This is a genomic window from Winogradskyella psychrotolerans RS-3 (assembly GCF_000427335.1).
Lineage (GTDB): Bacteria > Bacteroidota > Bacteroidia > Flavobacteriales > Flavobacteriaceae > Winogradskyella > Winogradskyella psychrotolerans.
Genome location: NZ_ATMR01000025.1, coordinates 1 through 771, shown reverse-complemented (window position 1 = coordinate 771; position 771 = coordinate 1). Strand labels below are relative to the sequence as shown.

1 protein-coding gene and 1 pseudogene are annotated in these 771 nt (G+C 41.4%); both read left to right on the top strand.

Annotation, left to right across the window (positions count from 1 at the left end; genetic code table 11):
• Positions 1–203 (top strand): annotated as a pseudogene (locus tag ADIWIN_RS21045) (acetylornithine deacetylase); the annotation flags it as partial.
• Positions 200–771, top strand: a 572-nt coding sequence (locus tag ADIWIN_RS02045; RefSeq protein ID WP_040756304.1) for a lyase family protein, incomplete at its 3' end; no start/stop codon positions are given. The pseudogene ADIWIN_RS21045 and the gene ADIWIN_RS02045, both read left to right, overlap by 4 nt.

Genomic DNA, 771 nt, shown 5'->3' with positions numbered 1-771 from the left:
TGGGCTTGGGAATGTATGGTAGCCCTACATTGTCAGATCAGGCCCTGATCCCTTTTCCTTCAGTCAAGATAGGCCCTGGGGATTCAGCCAGGTCCCATACTGCTGACGAATTTATTTATATTGATGAACTGAAAGAAGGAATCTCATTATATGTTACACTCTTGGAAAATTATTTTTCCATAACAAAAAGAACCACCCAATGAAGCTTTGGCAAAAAGACAAAACCAGTAAGAAAGAAGTAGAAGCTTTTACCATAGGAAGAGATCCTGAATTTGATCTTCTGCTAGCCCCTTTTGATGTAACAGGATCGATGGCACATGCCATCATGTTGGAGTCTATAGGCCTGCTAACAAAGGATGAGTTGAAGATTTTAATAAAGGGGTTAAAAGAAATCCGGGAAGAAATAGCTGAAGGGAAATTTAGCATTGCTCCGGGAGTGGAAGATGTACATAGCCAGGTGGAATTTCTACTCACCGAAAGGTATGGTGATGTAGGTAAAAAATTACACAGTGGTCGATCCAGAAACGATCAGGTTTTAGTAGACCTGAAATTGTATTACAGAAAGGCCATCAAAGAAACGGTAACGGAAATTGAAAATCTTTTTCAATTGCTTACCTCTTTGGCTGAAAAGCACAAAGATGACTTGATGCCTGGCTATACCCATACCCAATTGGCAATGCCCTCTTCTTTTGGTTTGTGGTTTGGCTCACTTGCTGAAGGCTTGGCAGAAGACATGGACCTATGGCAAGCTGCTTACAAATTGGCCAACAG